This window comes from Pseudomonas sp. PDM03, assembly GCF_014852385.1.
GTDB lineage: Bacteria > Pseudomonadota > Gammaproteobacteria > Pseudomonadales > Pseudomonadaceae > Aquipseudomonas > Aquipseudomonas migulae.
This window is the reverse complement of record NZ_JACVBM010000027.1, coordinates 1-17,269: the sequence shown is the minus strand read 5'-3', so window position 1 is coordinate 17,269 and position 17,269 is coordinate 1. Positions and strand designations below refer to the sequence as shown.

The window sequence follows — 17,269 nt, the reverse complement described above, 5'->3', positions numbered from 1 at the left end:
AGACATTGACTGCGGGCCGAAGACGCAGGGAGCGCGCCGGTCCGCTTCGTATCAAGGTTCACGAAACAGCCGATCCAGATGCAAGCTCCCTTCCCAATATCCGCGACCCGAAGGTGCTGTGGCGCTGCCTCGTCTTGAAGGTGGGGTTTCAATGTCGAAAGCCGGGGACAGCGAATCCTTGATGAATCCTTTCTTCATCTGATTCGCAGCCAGAGGACGAAACTCAGTGAAAAATCCGATAGCACCGACGAGCGCTCCCCGTGCCAGGGAGGAGAGGCTGGAGGAGGGGATTGCGCCCAGCATACGGTAGAGAGATCCGCCGACCGAACGTGTTACAGCGCCTTGGAAGGTGTTTTTCCAGCTGCTCGGCATGCCGGCTTTAGTGTTTTCAACGTAATCGGTTTTACCTGACGGGTAAGGCTTCATGTAGGTCTCCAGGAAGCCGTCCGCCGCTTCTGCCGCAGGGCCCAGGATTCCACTGATCGACGCCGGCAATAACGAGTTGAGTGCGCCTACGCCTGCTCGAATACCCGCATATCCGATCGATGTCTTCAGCAAGGTTTTGAATTTGTCAGAGACGTCGGCGGATGAATTGAATTGGATATCTGCGCCTGCTGTGAACGTATCCATTGCAAATTGAATAGCTAATCCACCCATTACAGAAGCTACGCGTCCGATGGCATCGCGATGAAGCTCCGGATCCGTAGTCGAAGGCGGCATCCCCTGTTCACTAAGGAGTGCAGGTGTTGCGAAACCGATAGCCGCTACAGCCGCGGTCATTACGGCGATACCATCATGCAGGCCAACACTTTTTGTGAGTCCATAGCCCATGTAGCCGGCTGCCCCCCCTTCCAGAGTCGCAGCTAACGAATGTAAGGCCAGGTTGGACTCGTGGTTCGGCTCGATTTGTTCGAGTACAGTCCGAGTTGCAATCAGCACACCAAAACCAAAAGCCGCAGCCGTAAACCTGTGTATAGCCGTCGCTGATGCTGCGTTGACTCGGCTGGCGTCTACTTCTACCAAGCCTTGCAAATCGACGTAACGCATCGGGTTGTTACCGACCATGGTGTACAAATTTAAACCGGCCGCCACTCCCGCCGGATCTGCATTCAGCCACCGCTGACACCACGGCATGTAATACCGGAAACCGTAGTAGTACAACCCAGTGGCGTCCCGCTCCTGCCCCGAGTAGCGAATCGTTTTGTAACTGGCTTCCAACTTGTTCCGCCCGGCCCACCAACAGGTCCCACCGTACGGGTAGTAGCTTTCCCATGTGATCAGTTTGGCGTCTTCATCCAGCTCGACGGTGCTGGACTTCAGATGATCGGTGAAGCTGTAGCGATGCTGGTCCTGGGGAATGCCCGACGCTGGTTTTTTCTCCCAATGAAGTACCTGCACTTTGCCGCGCCCGGCCTCCACCGTGATGACATGAAGGATTTCGTCAGCAGACGAGCGAATTTCCACACCCGGCAAGTAGCGGGTTTCGTGGGTGCGGATCAACGTGCCGGTGTAGGTCTGACGGATCTTTCGCAGGCGTTGGCCGCTGCCGTCGTAGAGGTAAATCTCGGTGTCGTCAGGCTTGTCCTCGCGCACCACTCGATCGACCTGGCGCAATTGGTTGCGTAAATCCCACAGCAAGTCTTGTCCCGGTTGGAGGGTCATGCGGTTGCCGTTCAGGTCGTAACCGGCGGCAATGTCGTTGTCGTCGGGTAACTCGCCATTGGTCTTTTGAGGCAGGCTGCGATTGCTGGAAGCGGCGATGGCTGTACGTTCGGTGCGGCTGGCACTGTCAGCCTGATGCTGCATGACTTCCAGGTTGCCGGCGGCATCGTAGGTGTAAATACGCGTGTAATTTTCCAGTTGCCCGGGGTCGGGCGCAGATTGGAACGCCGGTAACTGCGGCCCGCCGCAGGTATTGCGAAGCTGTCGGCCGGTGGCGGCTATCAGTCGGTAAAGGCTGTCATAACGGTAGCGATGGGTGTGTTCGATCCGCTGATTGCGGTGATAGCGAGTTGGGTCGGCAGTGTCGGTCAGGCCCGTGATATTGCCTGTGGCATCGTACTCGTAAGTCAGGTCCTGGATCGCAGGTTGATCTGGCACGTAAGCCTTCAGATGTTCCAAGCGTCCGTCTTCAGGGCGAAACGTCGCACACGAAATAACGCCATTCCCTGCACGTTGCCGCTCGACCTGACCGAAAGCGTTGTACTGGATGTCACTGACCAGGGTTTTTTCCTCGGTCTGTCCGGCCAGTGTCAGGCGAACTTCCTTCAGCTCGGCTGCACGGGTCTGAATGAACGCTTGAGCATTACCTTTTGCGTCGGTCTGCCTGATGGGGTCGCCTACGGCGTTGCAGTGAAGGCGAGTGATCGCTGGATCATCCTCCAGAAAACCATCGCGTTCGCTCTCCGTCGCGGGCCAATCCACGGACCATTGCGGATCTTCGACAAAAGTACGGCTGTGTTGCAGCGATGTGCCGCCAATGCCGAACGAGAGGTAGTGCAAAGTGCCTGCGGTGTCGTCCTGGCGAATCAGTTGGCCACGCAGGTTAAGGCTTTCATCGGCGCTGGCAGCCGCGTAGGCAAACCTTGCGATGCAGCGTTGCGCTTCACCGTGGGCGCTCTCGAATGAAGCGATTGGCCGGCGCTGCCCGTCGTAGTGCAGGCGGCTATGGGTGAGCTTCTGATCCCATCCTTCGACGCCTTGTCCGTCCTCGCCGAGCAAGCCCAGGCGCCAGCCGGCATCACTGTTTTCGGACAACAACAGGGCGCCCGACAGGCTGAACGCGCTGATTTGATTGGCGGCGCTCTGGTCTGCCTGATGTAAACGAAACAACCGTGGATCGCGGCTCAACACGGCACGCCCGGCAACATCGTGGACCTGCTGGGTGATGCAGCTTTCGACTGCAGAATTGTCGCGGCGGTGATACGCCACGGCACGCACGCCCAGACCGCGGGAGTCGATCACTGCAATAGCGGGCGTGTTGGCGTGGGTCATGACAGGCATTGCCCGAGGTTTGGCGACAGTGCTCTTATCCGCGTCATGAGGTTTGACTGTCAACTGTCATAAATAACAGGTCCGGCCCACGGTGCCGCTCATAGCCACGGCACGACTGTCATCATTCCTGGCAGTTACGGTCATTGCGGTTCCCGGTGGGCTTGCGGACAATCGGGTTCTGTTTTTCGTTTGATGGAACGACCGGTATGTCGCAGCAGATATTTTTCGCCCACGCCAATGGGTTCCCCTCCGGGACCTACGGCAAGTTGTTCGCGGCGCTGGCGCCCGAGTATCAGGTGACGCATCTGGAGCAGCACGCCCATGACCCGCGTTTCCCGGCGGATGACAACTGGCACAACCTGGTCGACGAGCTGATTCATCACCTCAAGCAACAGGCGGAACCGGTGTGGGGCGTCGGCCATTCCTTCGGCGGCGTGCTGCACCTGCACGCGGCATTGCGTTGTCCCGAGCTGTATCGCGGCGTGGTGATGCTCGATTCGCCGGTGCTGACCCGTGCCGATCAATGGGTGATCCTCGCTGCCAAGCGTTTCGGTTTTATCGACCGCCTGACCCCGGCCGGTCGCACACTTGGGCGGCGCGAAGAGTTCGCCGATATCGAGAGTGCCCGCCGTTATTTCGCCGGTAAAACGCTGTTTCGTGGTTTCGACCCTGAATGTTTCGATGCTTACCTACAACACGGCCTGCATCAGGTCGGCGACAAACTGCGTCTGCGTTTCGACCCCGCCACGGAAATCAGCATCTACCGGGGCGTGCCCCACACCAGTCCCGGTCGCGCACGGCAACTGAAAGTGCCGCTGGCGGTGGTGCGTGGGCACAAAAGCCGCGTGGTGATGCGCCATCACGCCAATTCTGTCGGGCGCATGCCGTTGGGCGAATCCCTGACCATGCCCGGCGGCCACATGTTTCCCCTTGAACGTCCCCAGGACACCGCCGCGCTGCTGAAAAAACTGTTCAGCCGCTGGGATGCTCGTCATCAGCAGGATTGCGCATGAACCATGCCGTCGAAGAAGTCCGTCTGAGCCTGCCGCACATTGAGCTGGCGGCGCACCTGTTCGGCCCCGAAGACGGTTTGCCGGTGATTGCCTTGCACGGCTGGCTGGACAACGCCAACAGCTTTGCCCGGTTGGCGCCGAAGCTCAAAGGGCTGCGCATCATTGCGCTGGACATGGCCGGTCACGGTCATTCCGGGCATCGCCCGACGGGTGCCGGCTACGCGATGTGGGACTACGCCCATGATGTGCTGCAAGTCGCCGAACAGCTGGGCTTGAAGCGTTTTGCGCTGATGGGGCACTCCATGGGGGCGATCGCTTCGTTGATCATCGCCGGGTCGCTGCCGGAGCGAGTTACGCACCTGGCCTTGATCGACGGCATCATTCCTCCTACAGACAAAGGCGAAAATGCTGCCGAGCGCATGGGCATGGCCCTGCAAGCGCAACTGGACCTGCGAGAGAAAAGCAAACCGGTCTACAACACCCTTGAACGCGCCATCGAAGCGCGTATGAAAGGCCTGGTGGCGGTCAGTCGCGAGGCCGCCGAACTGCTGGCGCAACGCGGCTTGATGCCAGTGCCGGGCGGTTACACCTGGCGCACCGATAGCCGTCTGACGCTGCCATCGCCGCTGCGTCTGACCACCGAACAAGCCATGGCCTTCGTCCAGCGCGTCAGTTGTCCTGCGCTGCTGGTCGTCGCGGCCGACGGCATGCTCGCCAAACATCCAGAGTTGCTGGAGCGTCTACCCTTTAGCCGTGAACAGCTGCCTGGCGGTCATCATTTGCACCTGAATGACGAATCCGGTGCCGACCTTGTCGCAGACTGTTTCAATCGGTTCTTCGCCGTTCCTTGACTTGCGCCGGGCAACTGTCGAGGCTGGGCGGGTTGAAATGGGAGACAACCATGATAGATCTCTACACCGCTGCGACCCCGAATGGCCACAAGGTCTCTATCGTGCTCGAGGAACTCGGCCTGCCCTACACGGTGCACGCCTTGAGTTTCGACAAAAAGGAACAGAAGTCCGCGGACTTCCTCAAGATCAACCCCAATGGCCGGATCCCGGCGATTGTCGATCGCGCCAACGGCGATTTTGCCGTGTTCGAATCCGGCGCCATCCTGATTTATCTGGCAGAACTGAGCGGCAAGCTGTTGCCCAAGGACCCGAAGGGGCGCTCGGTGGTGCTGCAGTGGCTGATGTTCCAGATGGGTGGAATCGGTCCGATGCAGGGCCAGGCCAACGTGTTTTTCCGTTACTTTCCGGAAAAGCTCCAGGGCGCCATCGACCGTTATCAGCATGAAACCCGCCGTCTGTATGAAGTGCTCGACACGCGCCTGCAAGACGTAAAGTTTCTGGCGGACGAATACAGCATTGCCGACATCGCGACCTATCCGTGGGTCCGTGGTCACGAGTGGTCCGGTGTGGCAGTGGACGGCTTGTCTGCATTGCAACGCTGGATGGCGACGATGGCGGCGCGCCCGGCGGTGCAGCGCGGTTTGCTGGTGCCCGAACGCATCGACGACGCCAGTGTCGTCAAAGGTGCCCAGGCCATGCTGATCCGATGAGCCTGTCCATGCGATCACTCAGTCTGCTAATGCTGTGTTGTTTCAGTCCTTCGCTGTTTGCCGCCGATGTGCCGGGCAGTCAGGACCTGCCGATCGTGCCGCGCCTGGCCGACTCGCAGATCGTCGACTATCGCCCCACGGCTGAACTCGAACGGATCTACCCGTTGGGCTCGATCCGCAAGATCAGTGGGCAGTTGCGCTTCGACGGTCAGGTCAGCGCCCGGGGCCAAACCACCTCGGTGACCTACGAGCTGCCTGCGGAGCATTCCTCCACCGAAGCCTTCACGGCGGCTCGCGAAGCCTTGCAGAAGCAGGACGCCCAGTTGCTGTTCTGGTGCCAGGCCCGCGATTGCGGCGAGAGCAGCCTGTGGGCCAATGAGGTCTTCGGCAATGCCAAACTCTATGGGGCCGACGATCAGCAGGCCTACCTGTTGTTGCGTCTGGCGGCGCCGCGGGACAACACCCTGGTGGCGCTTTACAGCATCACTCGCGGCAATCGCAAAGCCTATTTGCACGTCGAGCAGTTCGACGCCGCAGCACCGCTGGGCGATTTGCTGCCGACTTCCGCCACCTTGCTTCGAGAACTCAAGAGCACCGGCGAGCTCGATTTCCCCAAGCTGACCGGCGACCCTGACGATACCTGGCTGCGCCTGATCTCCCGTGGACTGAACCTGGACACCACGTTGCGGGTCAGTGTGTCCGGGCCGAAGGCCGAAGCCTGGCGCCAGGCCCTGATCGGCCAGGGTGTGCGCACGGCCAGAATGGAAACCGGCAGCGTCGAAGGCTCTGGCCTGCACATCGAACTGTTGCGATAAGCTGTGGCAGGCGGACGTGCTTGCCGCGTTCGCCTACTCTATTGGCTGACTGACTTTTTTCGAGACGCGGATGATCAATAACGATCGGCTGTTGGTGCAGATCCTGCTGCTGGTGCTGTTTGGCGCGAGCTTCTGGGTGATGGCGCCGTTCTGGTCGGCCATGTTCTGGGGCGCAGTGCTTGCGTTCGCCAGTTGGCCGCTGATGCGCTTGCTGACCCGTTGGCTCAATGGGCGTGAATCCCTGGCGGCGGCATTGCTGACCCTCGGCTGGATGTTGCTGGTGGCGGTGCCGCTGGTGTGGCTGGGTTTCAACCTCGCGGACCATGTGCGTGATGCCACGGCGTTCATCAAGGACGTGCAGATGGATGGCCTGCCCGAGGCGCCGACATGGCTGGGCAGTATTCCTTTGGTAGGCGCACGTCTGGTGGTGATCTGGAACAGCATCGATCAGCAGGGCGCGGCGATGATGGTGTCGCTCAAACCTTATCTGGGGCAGGTCGGCAACTGGTTGCTGGCGCGCAGTGCACAGATTGGCGGCGGCATTCTCGAGCTGACGCTCAGCATTGTGTTCGTGTTCTTTTTCTACCGGGACGGGCCGCGTTTGGCGGCGTTTGTCCATGGGCTGCTGCAACGGTTGATCGGTGATCGCGCCGGTTATTACATCGAGCTGGTGGCGGGTACGGTGCAACGGGTGGTGAACGGCGTGATCGGGACTGCGGCGGCGCAAGCGGTGCTGGCGCTGATCGGCTTCCTGATTGCCGGGGTGCCGGGGGCGCTGGTACTGGGCATCGTCACCTTCTTGCTGAGCCTGATTCCCATGGGGCCACCGCTGGTGTGGATTCCGGCCACGGCGTGGCTCGCCTGGAAGGGCGAATACGGGATGGCGGTGTTTCTTGGAATCTGGGGGACGTTCATCATCAGCGGGGTCGACAACGTGCTCAAGCCTTATCTGATCAGCCGCGGCGGCAATTTGCCGTTGGTGATCGTGCTGTTGGGCGTGTTTGGCGGGTTGATTGCGTTCGGGTTCATCGGCCTGTTTATCGGGCCGACGTTGCTGGCCGTGGCGTACAGCCTGTTGACCGACTGGAGCAAGAGTCAGGCGCGGGTGGAAGATCGCCGGCCGTAAATGGCCGACCACGATCAATGTGTAGGAGCCGGCTTGCTGGCGATCGAATCCCCGCGGTGTTTCAGGTGAACCACGGTGATCCGATCGCCAGCAAGCCGGCTCCTACAATTAGATGCGTGAGTTTTTGCTCAGCTTGTAACGTTCAGGTACTTGCCTACCGTCGCCACTTTGTCGAGCGAGTACTGCTTGCTCAGGTTGGCGATCATTTTATTCAGCGCTTCAGTCACGTTCGCCTGACCGGTTGCGCTGTTGCTGTTTTTCTCGCGACCGGCCTGCAGCGCGCTGCTCAATTCGCTGGCGCTGACACTGCCGTCGCTGTCCGCGTCGAGTTGGCTGAACAATTCGTCACTGGGCACCTGTTGCGGCGGCGGTGGCGGCGGGGCGAGGCTGGCGGCGAGTTCGTCCTTGCTGACGACGCCGTCTTCGTTTTTATCCAGCGCCGAAAAAATCTCTGTGCTGTCGGCACTGCTGCCGGCGTTGGTCAGGCCGTTGCTCAGTTCATCGCTGCTGATGGCGCCGTCACTGTCGGAGTCCAGTGCGCTGATCAGCGCGTCGGCCAGTTCGGTGTTGGGTGCCTGATCTCGCGGTGGTGGTGGCGGTGGTGCCATCGCAGCCATTTCTTCGCTGCTCAGGCTGCCACTGTCGTCACTGTCCAGGTCGGCGAAGTTCTTGCTCAGGCTGACCAGCAGGCCGTCCTCGGTTTTCTGTGACAGAGCGCTGGTGAGCTCGTCCTGATCCACCGAACCGTCGCTGTTGGTGTCGAGCCTGGCGAGCAGTTCTTTCTGGAATTGCTGGCTGCGAGCATTGCTGGTTGTGGTGCTGCTGGTGCTGGTATAGCTCGTGTAGTTGCTGACGCTACCGATCATTGGGCTCACTCCCTGGAATGGAAAACCGGTGGGTGCACCGGCTTATGCAGCCTCAAGGAGCAAGTTGTCGTAGGTATGTGGGGTTTGTACCGATTGGTACACACAGGTCAGACTCAGACCCTGTGGGGATTCAGGTGCGGGGCAACCAGATAACGGCGGTCAAACCGCCACCGGGAGTTTCTTCCAGATTCAATTGCCCACCCAATCGTTCAGCCGCTTCACGCGCAATGGTCATGCCTAGACCGACACCGCCGGAGTTGCGGTTGCGCGAACCTTCCAGGCGGAAGAACGGTTCAAACACCGCTTCACGTTTATCTGCCGCAATCCCCGGCCCATGGTCGATGACCCGAATCACCAGATGTTCGCGATTGTCCTCAAGCACGATCTGCGCCTGCCCGGCATAACGCAGTGCGTTATCCAGCAGATTGTTGATGCACGAGCGCAACGCCATCGGCTGCACTTGCAACGGTGCGCAATGGCCGTTGGCCTGCACATCGCAACCCTGGTCCTGGGCGTTTTCACTCAGGGATTCGACCAGCGCCTGCACGTCCATCCACTGCGGTGCCTCACTGGTGCGCTGCTCGTGCAGGTAGGTGAGGGTGGCGTCGAGCATGCTGATCATGTCGTCCAGATCCTGGCGCATCTGGCCTTGCAGCTTGTCGTCGTCGATCTGTTCCAGCCGCAGCTTGAGGCGTGACAGCGGCGTTCGCAGGTCGTGGGACACCGCACCGAGCATCCGCGAGCGCTGCTGCATCTGTTCGATGATGCGTTTTTGCATCAGGTTGAAGGTGTAGGCCGCTTGCCGGGCCTCCCGTGGGCCGGACTCATCCAGCGGCGGGCTGTCGAGGTTCTCGCTCAGGCGCTCGGCGGCGTCGCTCAGGCGCTGGATCGGCCGACTCAACAGTTTGGCGCCGTACCAGGCGGCGATGATCAGCGAAATCAGCTGGAAGGTAAGTGGCACCAGTGGCCCGCCGAACCATGGCCGTGGTGGCCGGTTTTCGAAACGCGGGTCCGGCGGCGGGCGCGGTCCGTCGAAGCCTTGGGCGAACTCGGGCGGGGGCGGCGGCGGAGGTGGGCCGTAATGATGAAACCAGGCAAACGCCAGCAGATGCGCCAGGATGATCGCCACCAGCAGCACGCCAAACAGGCGACCGAACAGCGTATCGAAGCGCGCACGCATCAGCCGATGTCTCGTGCGTCGAACAGGTAACCCTCGCCGCGAACGGTTTTGATCAACTGTGGGGCTTTCGGGTCGTCCCCGAGTTTCTGGCGCAGACGCGAAACCAGCAGGTCGATACTGCGATCAAAGGCTTCTATCGAACGACCGCGCGCCGCATCCAGCAATTGTTCACGACTGAGCACCCGGCGCGGACGTTCGATGAACACCCAGAGCAAGCGGAACTCGGCGTTGGACAGCGGCACCACCAGGCCATCCGCCGCGATCAACTGGCGCAGCACGCTGTTCAGGCGCCAGTTGTCGAAGCGAATATTCGCACGCTGTTCGGTGCGATCGTCGCGCACCCGACGCAGAATGGTCTGAATCCGTGCGACCAGCTCCCGTGGTTCGAACGGTTTGGCCATGTAATCGTCGGCGCCCAGTTCCAGGCCGATGATCCGGTCGGTGGGTTCGCAACGCGCGGTGAGCATCAGGATCGGAATGTCCGATTCGGCGCGCAACCAGCGGCACAGCGACAGACCGTCTTCGCCGGGCAGCATCAGGTCGAGCACCACCACGTCGAAATGCTCCGCTTGCAGCGCCAGGCGCATGGCCGCGCCATCGGTGACGCCGCTGGCGTGGATGTTGAAGCGGGCCAGGTAGTCGATCATCAGTTCGCGGATCGGGACGTCATCGTCGACGATCAGGGCGCGAATGCTCCAGCGTTTGTCATCGCCGGGCGCTTTTTGATCGTCGTTCACAGGTGCGTGGGTGTTGTGCATGCGTGCGTTCATCTGCCAGGTAGGCTGCCAACCACAAAGATGGGCTGCGAGGTTGTGGCTTCAGCATAGGCGTCCGGCCCGGAGGCGGGAAGTGCTGTAAGGACGTGTTGCGGCTGCCGAGGGTAGCGGGGAAGGGTGTTGTGGGCGTGTCGTGAGTGTATCGGTCTCGACACAATCGGCGAAAGGGCTAGGCTTGGCTGAGCGCCGACGACGATTTACCGATCATCGGGTCCCGCAGCCGCGCTGGTTCCGCTACAATGCGCGCCGATTTCGTCCTGCCTGAGAGCCCGCACATGTCCGTCTGCCAGACTCCTATCATCGTCGCCCTGGATTTCCCCACCCGTGACGCCGCACTGAAGCTGGCCGACCAGTTGGACCCGAAACTGTGCCGGGTCAAAGTCGGCAAGGAACTGTTCACCAGCTGCGCGTCGGAAATCGTCGGCACCTTGCGCGACAAGGGTTTCGAAGTGTTCCTGGACCTCAAGTTCCACGACATCCCGAACACCACCGCCATGGCGGTAAAAGCCGCGGCGGAAATGGGTGTGTGGATGGTCAACGTGCACTGCTCCGGTGGTCTGCGCATGATGGCGGCTTGCCGTGAAGTGCTCGATCAGCGTACCGGTCCGAAACCACTGCTGATTGGCGTGACCGTGCTGACCAGCATGGAGCGCGAAGATCTGGCCGGCATCGGTCTGGACATCGAACCGCAGGAGCAAGTGTTGCGCCTGGCTGCGCTGGCGGAAAAAGCCGGGATGGACGGTCTGGTGTGCTCGGCGCTGGAAGCCCAGGCCTTGAAATCGGCTCACCCGTCGTTGCAACTGGTGACCCCGGGGATTCGTCCGGCGGGCAGCGCCCAGGACGATCAGCGCCGCATTCTGACGCCGCGTCAGGCACTGGATGCCGGTTCCGATTACCTGGTGATCGGCCGTCCGATCAGCCAGGCGGCGGATCCGGCCAAGGCGTTGGCTGACGTCGTAGCCGAAATCGCCTGATCACCTTTGTAGGAGCCGGCTTGCTGGCGATCGCATCACCGCGGTGTTTCAGACAAACCACAGTGATGCTATCGCCAGCAAGCCGGCTCCTACAGGTTGGTGTTAAACCTTCAATACCAACTTGCCGAAATTCTCGCCGCTGAATAACTTCATCAGCGTCTCCGGGAACGTCTCCAGCCCTTCGACAATGTCTTCCTTGCTCTTGAGCTGCCCCTTGGCCATCCACCCGGCCATTTCCTGCCCGGCCGCGGCGAACTGTGCGGCGTAGTCCATCACCACAAAGCCTTCCATGCGTGCGCGGTTAACCAGCAGCGACAAATAGTTGGCCGGCCCTTTGACCGCTTCCTTGTTGTTGTACTGGCTGATGGCGCCGCAAATCACCACCCGTGCCTTCAGGTTGAGACGGCTCAGCACGGCGTCGAGAATATCGCCGCCGACGTTATCGAAATACACGTCCACACCTTTCGGGCATTCGCGCTTGAGGCCGGCGACGACGTCTTCGCTCTTGTAATCGATGGCACCGTCAAAACCCAGTTCGTCGATCAGGAACTTGCACTTGTCCGCGCCGCCCGCGATGCCGATCACGCGGCAGCCTTTGATCTTGGCGATCTGCCCGGCGATGCTGCCCACCGCACCCGCAGCACCCGAGAGCACCACGGTGTCACCTTCCTTCGGTGCGCCGACATCGAGCAGGGCGAAGTAGGCCGTCATCCCGGTCATGCCCAGCGCGGACAAGTAACGTGGCAGCGGTGCCAGTTTCGGATCGACTTTATAGAAGCCACGCGGCTCGCCGAGGAAGTAATCCTGCACGTCCAGGGCGCCGTTGACGTAGTCCCCGACCGCAAACCCCGGATGGCTGGACGCCACGACTTTGCCTACGCCCAGTGCGCGCATGACTTCGCCGATACCGACCGGCGGGATGTAGGATTTGCCCTCGTTCATCCAGCCACGCATGGCCGGGTCCAGGGACAGGTATTCGTTTTTGACCAGGATCTGACCCGCGGCCGGTTCGCCGACCGGGACTTGCTGATAGGTAAATGTCTCGCGGGTCGCCGCGCCCACCGGACGTTTGGCGAGCAGGAACTGGCGATTGGTCTGGGTAGTCATGACAGGCACTCAAGATGAATGAAGACTTGTTGATAGACCTTCATGGACGACCCCGCAAGTTTGGCTGATGCGGCGAATGCACATCGATCCAGTGCAGTGATAGTCGGTCTGGTGGTTTTATCACTGCAACTCATGGTCGCTTAACCGGGCTTCTGATAGTGCTGCCGCGCGGGTCGTGCCTGTGGCTAGACTGGTCGCACGCTAACCTGCACATTCTTCACTTCGAGGGCATCACAATGAGCATGACGTTTTCCGGCCAGGTCGCTGTAGTCACGGGCGCCGCCAATGGTATCGGCCGCGCGACCGCCCAAGCGTTCGCCGCCGAAGGGTTGAAAGTGGTGGTGGCCGACATGGACACCGCTGGCGGTGAAGGCACCGTGGCGCTGATTCGTACGGCGGGCGGCGAAGCGACCTTCGTGCGTTGCAACGTCACCCTGGAAAGCGATGTAAAAAATCTGATGGACGAAGTGGTGAATACCTACGGCCGCCTCGACTACGCCTTCAATAACGCGGGTATTGAAATCGAGAAAGGCAAACTGGCCGAAGGCACGGTCGACGAATTCGACGCGATCATGGGCGTCAACGTCAAAGGCGTCTGGCTGTGCATGAAGTACCAGCTGCCGTTGTTGCTGGCTCAGGGCGGTGGCGCGATCGTCAACACTGCTTCGGTGGCTGGCCTCGGTGCCGCACCGAAGATGAGCATCTATGCGGCGTCGAAGCACGCGGTGATCGGCCTGACCAAATCGGCGGCAATCGAATACGCCAAGAAAAAGATTCGCGTGAACGCGGTATGCCCGGCGGTGATCGACACCGACATGTTCCGCCGCGCCTATGAAGCGGATCCGAAGAAGGGCGAGTTCGCCAGCGCCATGCACCCGGTGGGTCGCATCGGCAAGGTCGAAGAAATCGCCAGTGCCGTGCTGTACCTGTGCAGCGACGGTGCCGCGTTCACCACCGGTCATTCGCTGGCGGTGGACGGTGGCGTCACGGCGTTCTGAAGCCGGGCCATGCACCGCAATAAAACCCGCCACGTGTGCGGGTTTTTTTTGCCTGGGGAATGGCTCGGGCAATGTGTTTCAAATGGTTAGATCCGTGAGTTTTGGCGGCGTTGTCGCACAGCCCATCCAGCGTTGCTGTGATTAACTGTTTTCCGCCAAACGAACAGGAGTTTGCTTGCTCATGGAATTGAGAATCGATCGACAGGCAATGGTGCCGGTCGTACAGCAAATCGTCGACGCGCTGGCTTGCTGGCTGCGTCGGAGCGAAATAGAGCCGGGGACGCGTTTGCCTTCTGCGCGGCAAATCGCACGGGTCAACTTGCTCAGTCAGGTCAGCGTCGTCGAGGCCTGTGAGCGGCTGGTGGCTCAAGGCATGCTGGCGCCACGTCATGGCGCGGGGTTCGTCGTCGCAACCCCGGCGTTGGTCGCTGCGGACTCGCCGTGGTCAGAAGGTGCAGAGGTTAATTCACACAGCAGGGAGGGTGAGCTGCCGCTGGGGAGTGGCGGGCTTCCCGAAAGCTGGCGTGAAACCGACGACCTGAGCTACGCGATCCGTGAGGTCAGTCGCACGGACATGTCTGCGCTGTTCAATTACGGCGCGCCGCTGGGTTTGCGGGCGTTGCGTCAGCAAATCCTCAAGCGCCTGAGGCTGCTGGATATCGCCGCAGAAGAAAGTCGAATCATGACAACGGCGGGCGCCAGTCAGGGGCTTGACCTGATCGTGCGCACTTTGCTCAAGCCAGGTGATTGCGTGGTGGTGGAAAGCCCCGGTTATTCCTTGTTGTTCGAGTTGCTCAGGCTGCGCGGTGTCAACATGCTCGAAGTACCGCGCACGCCGCGCGGGCCGGACATCGAAGCGCTCACGGTACTGCTGCGGGAGAACAAGCCCCGGGCATTGTTCATCAACAGTTTCTATCACAACCCGACGGGCAGCAGCCTGGCGCCGGCGGTGGCGGAGCGGGTCCTGCAACTGGCAAAAACCCATGGTGCGCTGGTGATCGAAGACGATGTCTACGCGGATTTGCACAGTGGCCCGGGCGTGCGGCTCGCTGCCCTGGAGACCGATGACAACGTGATTTACCTCGGCAGCTACTCCAAGATTCTCAGCAGTTCGTTGCGGGTCGGCTTTGTAGTGGCTGGCGCGGAAGTCATATCGAGGCTGGCCGAGGTCAAGAGGATCAGCAGCCTGGGCACCTCCGGGTTTTGCGAGTCGGTACTGGCCTGCCTGTTGGCGAGCGGTGCCTATCGCAAGTTGGTGCTGCGCCTGCGGCAGCGTCTGAGCGGTGACCGAGAGGCCGCATTGCAGATGCTGGAAGACGCTGAGTGGGAGGTCTTCGGCAAACCCGTCGGCGGCCTGTTCATCTGGGCGCGATCGCGCAAGTCCGACTACGCTCACCTGCGGATTCAGGCTCGGCGCTACGGTGTCCTGCTGTCTTGCGCGACAGCCTTCAGTCCCGCCGGCGTGGCCGGTGACTGGCAGCGTATCAATGTGGCCTATGCCTGTGATCCGCGAGCCCGGGCGTTTTTTCAGGCCACCGCTTCGGATCGACCTCAAGCGTTCTGAAAACGACGTTGGCGTAGCTTTTGGCCATTATTCCGACGCCAGAGACTTGTGTTGACACAGGCCCGTTGCGAATCTGCGTTAACAGACTATGTCAGGGGACTAAGTGCAATGATTTCGGCCGTGCAAGGACGTTTTGCCAACCTCGGTATGGCAAAAAAACTGGGTGTCGGGTTTCTGCTGGTGCTGCTGTTGACAGCCCTGGTAGCGGCCATCGGCGTATGGTCCCTGCAAACCATCAGCCAGCGCTTCGACGGGCTCAAACAGATGTCGTCGCTCAACAGTGGCCTGCTCAAGGTGCGGTTGCTCGAGCAGGAATACGCCTTGCACGGCAACCCGAAAATCGTCACTGCGTTGCACGAGGGCGTTGAAGGCCTGGTCGTCCTGGCGAACCAGCTCAAGGCGCAATCACCGGCCAACGTTCCGGTGATGAACGACGTCGAGCAATCGCTGGGAGCTTACCGCAAGGCTTTTGACGAATTTGTCTCGCTGAGTCAGGCCAAGGACCTGGCGCTGGAAATGGCCAGTTGGTCGGTGTCCAGCGTGGCCAACAACCTTGATGTGTTGCAGGCCGGTCTCGCCGACGATGGCGCTTATACCTTGAAGGAATCCGAGGGCAAGGACGGTAGCCAGTTCATCGAACAGGCCAATCAAGTCAGCCAGGTATCGCGGCTGATGTTGCAAGCCATGAACGAGGCGCGCGTGCGTCTGGACCAGAGCCGCAAGGGCGATGACAGTGCCGGCCAAGGCAAGATCGAGCAGGCCGATCAGGCGCTGGCTCAGGCCGAGCAGTTGAAAACCACGGTCAAGGACGAGGGCTATCAGACGGTCCTCAATGAGGTGGTTGGGCACATTGGTGGTTTCAGCGAAAAACTTGCCGAGTACACCGGCCTGCTGGCGCAGGAAAAAACCGTCTATGAACAGCTGCATCAGCGCGCCGCGCAGGTGGTGGAGCGGGTGGATCAGGCCTATGTGGCCGAAGACCAGTCGATGCAGACCGAGCTGAAAAAGAATTCGTTGCTGATTATCGGTTCATCGGCCCTGGCCTTGCTGGTCGGGCTGATCGCTGCGTGGGTGATTACCCGATTGATTGTGGGGCCGTTGCGCAGTGTGATTCGTGTGGCTCAGCAAATTGCTGCGGGCGATTTGAGTGCGACGGTTGAAGTGACCCGCCGGGACGAGATCGGCCAACTGATGCAGGCCATGCAGCAAATGGGCGCGGGGCTCAGCAGCATTGTCAGCGGTTTGCAGGCGGGCATCGAGCAATTGGCCAGTTCCGCGCAATCGCTGTCGGCGGTGACCGAACAGACCAATCTTGAAGTCAGCAGTCAGAAAGAAGAAACCGAGCAGGTCGCAACCGCAATGAACCAGATGACCGCCACCGTGCACGATGTTGCACGTAACGCGGAAGAAGCTGCCCAGGCTGCGCAGACGGCGGACGACAAGGTCGAAAGTGGCCAGGTGGTGGTGCGCCAGAGCATGGCGCGGATCGAACAGCTGGCCGACTCGGCGTCCTCGGCCAGTTCCAGCATCGAGAGCCTGAGTGCGGAGATTCAGAATATTGGCACGGTGCTCAGCGTGATCAAGAGTGTGGCTGAGCAGACCAACTTGTTGGCGCTGAATGCGGCCATCGAGGCGGCACGGGCCGGCGAGCAGGGCAGGGGGTTTGCGGTGGTCGCCGATGAAGTGCGGGCGCTGGCGAAGCGGACTCAGCAATCGACCGAGGAGATTGAACGTCTGGTCAGCGCCTTGCGTTCGGCGGCGCAGTCGTCGGTGCATCAGATTCAGAGCAGTGGCGAATTGGTGAAACTGGCGGTCAGTGATGCACTTCAGACCGAAAGTGCCTTGGGCAGTATTGCTGCGGCGGTGTCGTTGATTCAGCAGATGAACCAGCAGATTGCAGCGGCAGCGGAGGAGCAGAGTTCTGTGGCTGAGGAGATCAATCGCAGTGTGACCAGTATTCGTGCGAGTGCGGATCAGTCTTCGTTGGCGATGCAGGGGAATGCGGCGTCGAGTATCGAGTTGGCGCAGTTGGGGGTTGAGTTGAAGGGGATGGTCGGGCATTTCCGGCTTTGATACATATCCATTTCTGCGGTAACGGCCACTTACGGTTTCGCCCTTACGGCGAGTCCCTTTTGTCAAACGCCACAAAAGGAACCAAAAAGTCTTGCCGGTATGACTCACCCACATAGGTAACAAAACAGTTCAAGCACATAGGTAACAGTTTTTAACTGGCACTGGTCGATTCCGAGGATCTGACCATGCCGTGGCGAGAGCTGAAACCTATGGACCTGAAAG

Annotated in this window: 14 protein-coding genes and 1 pseudogene; 10 read left to right on the top strand and 5 right to left on the bottom strand. The window is 60.4% G+C overall.

Annotated features, from left to right (window positions below; genetic code table 11):
* Positions 1–51: 51 nt before the first annotated feature.
* Complete coding sequence (locus tag IB254_RS26630; protein ID WP_192420374.1) at positions 52–2,994, bottom strand: RHS repeat-associated core domain-containing protein; 2,943 nt, start codon at positions 2,992–2,994, stop codon at positions 52–54.
* A 206-nt stretch (positions 2,995–3,200) separates the two neighbouring features.
* Here IB254_RS26630 and IB254_RS26625 point away from each other — a divergent pair, with 206 nt between their 5' ends.
* From IB254_RS26625 to IB254_RS26605, 5 genes are all read left to right on the top strand, one after another.
* Complete coding sequence (locus IB254_RS26625; protein ID WP_192420372.1) at positions 3,201–4,007, top strand: alpha/beta fold hydrolase; 807 nt, start codon at positions 3,201–3,203, stop codon at positions 4,005–4,007.
* Positions 4,004–4,858: an alpha/beta hydrolase gene (locus IB254_RS26620; RefSeq protein ID WP_192420370.1), complete on the top strand. Its 855-nt coding sequence runs from the start codon at positions 4,004–4,006 to the stop codon at positions 4,856–4,858. The genes IB254_RS26625 and IB254_RS26620 overlap by 4 nt, the downstream gene beginning before the upstream one ends.
* 50 nt (positions 4,859–4,908) lie before the next feature.
* The gene (locus tag IB254_RS26615) at positions 4,909–5,568 is read left to right on the top strand and encodes a glutathione S-transferase family protein (protein ID WP_192420368.1); all 660 of its coding nucleotides are present in this window, start codon (positions 4,909–4,911) and stop codon (positions 5,566–5,568) included.
* Positions 5,569–5,576: 8 nt separating this feature from the next.
* Positions 5,577–6,383: a DUF4892 domain-containing protein gene (locus IB254_RS26610; RefSeq protein ID WP_008029299.1), complete on the top strand. Its 807-nt coding sequence runs from the start codon at positions 5,577–5,579 to the stop codon at positions 6,381–6,383.
* A gap of 70 nt (positions 6,384–6,453) precedes the next feature.
* Positions 6,454–7,509: an AI-2E family transporter gene (locus IB254_RS26605; RefSeq protein WP_192420366.1), complete on the top strand. Its 1,056-nt coding sequence runs from the start codon at positions 6,454–6,456 to the stop codon at positions 7,507–7,509.
* A gap of 128 nt (positions 7,510–7,637) precedes the next feature.
* Here IB254_RS26605 and xopAW read toward each other — a convergent pair whose 3' ends face one another.
* The 3 genes from xopAW to IB254_RS26590 all read right to left on the bottom strand — a co-directional run bounded on the left by xopAW (position 7,638) and on the right by IB254_RS26590 (position 10,313).
* Positions 7,638–8,375: a XopAW family type III secretion system calcium-binding effector gene (gene xopAW, locus IB254_RS26600; protein ID WP_192420364.1), complete on the bottom strand. Its 738-nt coding sequence runs from the start codon at positions 8,373–8,375 to the stop codon at positions 7,638–7,640.
* Between the two features lie 130 nt (positions 8,376–8,505).
* Entirely contained in the window at positions 8,506–9,555 is a 1,050-nt protein-coding gene (locus tag IB254_RS26595) for a sensor histidine kinase (protein WP_008029293.1), read from the bottom strand.
* Positions 9,555–10,313, bottom strand: coding sequence for a response regulator (locus IB254_RS26590; protein ID WP_008029291.1), 759 nt, complete (start codon positions 10,311–10,313; stop codon positions 9,555–9,557). Before IB254_RS26590 ends, IB254_RS26595 begins: the two co-directional genes overlap by 1 nt.
* A 293-nt stretch (positions 10,314–10,606) precedes the next feature.
* Between IB254_RS26590 and pyrF the strand changes: the two genes are divergently transcribed.
* Positions 10,607–11,305 (top strand): orotidine-5'-phosphate decarboxylase, encoded by a 699-nt coding sequence (pyrF, locus tag IB254_RS26585; protein ID WP_167362965.1) that lies wholly within the window; start codon positions 10,607–10,609, stop codon positions 11,303–11,305.
* A 102-nt stretch (positions 11,306–11,407) separates the two neighbouring features.
* Here the strand turns inward: pyrF and IB254_RS26580 are convergent, their stop codons facing one another.
* Entirely contained in the window at positions 11,408–12,412 is a 1,005-nt protein-coding gene (locus IB254_RS26580) for an NADP-dependent oxidoreductase (protein WP_192420362.1), read from the bottom strand.
* A gap of 236 nt (positions 12,413–12,648) precedes the next feature.
* Between IB254_RS26580 and IB254_RS26575 the strand changes: the two genes are divergently transcribed.
* The 4 genes and pseudogenes from IB254_RS26575 to IB254_RS30035 all read left to right on the top strand — a co-directional run bounded on the left by IB254_RS26575 (position 12,649) and on the right by IB254_RS30035 (position 17,047).
* Positions 12,649–13,410: an SDR family oxidoreductase gene (locus tag IB254_RS26575; RefSeq protein ID WP_008041586.1), complete on the top strand. Its 762-nt coding sequence runs from the start codon at positions 12,649–12,651 to the stop codon at positions 13,408–13,410.
* 181 nt (positions 13,411–13,591) lie between these two features.
* On the top strand, positions 13,592–14,974 hold the full coding sequence (locus tag IB254_RS26570) for a PLP-dependent aminotransferase family protein (RefSeq protein ID WP_192420359.1): 1,383 nt from the start codon (positions 13,592–13,594) through the stop codon (positions 14,972–14,974).
* A gap of 108 nt (positions 14,975–15,082) precedes the next feature.
* Positions 15,083–16,138, top strand: a pseudogene (locus tag IB254_RS30040) (methyl-accepting chemotaxis protein); the annotation flags it as partial.
* Between the two features lie 27 nt (positions 16,139–16,165).
* Positions 16,166–17,047, top strand: coding sequence for a methyl-accepting chemotaxis protein (locus IB254_RS30035; protein ID WP_411737737.1), 882 nt, complete (start codon positions 16,166–16,168; stop codon positions 17,045–17,047).
* The last annotated feature ends 222 nt before the right edge of the window (positions 17,048–17,269 follow it).

What these genes read in the sequence shown, in the direction of transcription:
- IB254_RS26630 (WP_192420374.1), bottom strand. Translation starts at nt 2,994, where the DNA reads ATGACCCACGCCAACACGCCCGCTATTGCAGTGATCGACTCCCGCGGT.
- IB254_RS26625 (WP_192420372.1), top strand. Translation starts at nt 3,201, where the DNA reads ATGTCGCAGCAGATATTTTTCGCCCACGCCAATGGGTTCCCCTCCGGG.
- IB254_RS26620 (WP_192420370.1), top strand. Translation starts at nt 4,004, where the DNA reads ATGAACCATGCCGTCGAAGAAGTCCGTCTGAGCCTGCCGCACATTGAG.
- IB254_RS26615 (WP_192420368.1), top strand. Translation starts at nt 4,909, where the DNA reads ATGATAGATCTCTACACCGCTGCGACCCCGAATGGCCACAAGGTCTCT.
- IB254_RS26610 (WP_008029299.1), top strand. Translation starts at nt 5,577, where the DNA reads ATGCGATCACTCAGTCTGCTAATGCTGTGTTGTTTCAGTCCTTCGCTG.
- IB254_RS26605 (WP_192420366.1), top strand. Translation starts at nt 6,454, where the DNA reads ATGATCAATAACGATCGGCTGTTGGTGCAGATCCTGCTGCTGGTGCTG.
- xopAW (WP_192420364.1), bottom strand. Translation starts at nt 8,375, where the DNA reads ATGATCGGTAGCGTCAGCAACTACACGAGCTATACCAGCACCAGCAGC.
- IB254_RS26595 (WP_008029293.1), bottom strand. Translation starts at nt 9,555, where the DNA reads ATGCGTGCGCGCTTCGATACGCTGTTCGGTCGCCTGTTTGGCGTGCTG.
- IB254_RS26590 (WP_008029291.1), bottom strand. Translation starts at nt 10,313, where the DNA reads ATGCACAACACCCACGCACCTGTGAACGACGATCAAAAAGCGCCCGGC.
- pyrF (WP_167362965.1), top strand. Translation starts at nt 10,607, where the DNA reads ATGTCCGTCTGCCAGACTCCTATCATCGTCGCCCTGGATTTCCCCACC.
- IB254_RS26580 (WP_192420362.1), bottom strand. Translation starts at nt 12,412, where the DNA reads ATGACTACCCAGACCAATCGCCAGTTCCTGCTCGCCAAACGTCCGGTG.
- IB254_RS26575 (WP_008041586.1), top strand. Translation starts at nt 12,649, where the DNA reads ATGAGCATGACGTTTTCCGGCCAGGTCGCTGTAGTCACGGGCGCCGCC.
- IB254_RS26570 (WP_192420359.1), top strand. Translation starts at nt 13,592, where the DNA reads ATGGAATTGAGAATCGATCGACAGGCAATGGTGCCGGTCGTACAGCAA.
- IB254_RS30035 (WP_411737737.1), top strand. Translation starts at nt 16,166, where the DNA reads ATGCAGGCCATGCAGCAAATGGGCGCGGGGCTCAGCAGCATTGTCAGC.